This is a genomic window from Methylibium sp. T29-B (assembly GCF_000576225.1).
Classification (GTDB): domain Bacteria; phylum Pseudomonadota; class Gammaproteobacteria; order Burkholderiales; family Burkholderiaceae_C; genus Methylibium; species Methylibium petroleiphilum.
The window spans coordinates 1-512 of the sequence record NZ_AZSN01000408.1 but is presented as its reverse complement, the minus strand read 5'-3'; the positions used below and the strand labels follow the sequence as shown (position 1 = coordinate 512).

Below are 512 nucleotides of genomic sequence, written 5' to 3'. Positions count from 1 at the left end.
CGGGCTGCGGCGGTGTGTCGTTCGCGCCGGCCGCCTGAGGGGGCGGCACCGGGGTCTCGGCCGCCGGCGCGGCCTGCTCGGGCAGCCACAGCCAGGCGTTGTCGTCGCGGTAGCTCGGCTGCACCAGGTACTCGCGGTCGTTGAAGCCGGCGCGCATCTGGCCGATGTCGTGGCCCAGCCGCGCGGCCAGCGTGCGCAGCGCGGCGGTGTGCGGCACCGCGAGCACCTGGCCGTGGTCGTCCAGGAAGAACAGCCGCCGGCCCTTCGCCACCCAGGGGTGCGGGTCGCCGTAGCCGGCGTCGAGCAGGCTGCGCGCCAGCCGCTGCATCAGTGCCTCGAAGCCGTCGCCCAGCGCCGGGCTGGCGGTGTGGAAGCGCAGCCACAGCCGGCGCAGCCCGGGCAGCTCGCGGCAGGCCAGGTGCTCCACGCGCGCGTCTTCCAGCAGCCCGACCAGCGCACGCACCACCGGCCCACTGTGGCCGCGCGCCAGCGGCTGGCTGCCGTAGGCGCGG

1 pseudogene is annotated in these 512 nt (G+C 77.0%); it reads right to left on the bottom strand.

Going from position 1 to position 512, the window contains the following annotated elements:
* Positions 1–512: pseudogene (locus Y694_RS25210) on the bottom strand (hypothetical protein); the annotation flags it as partial.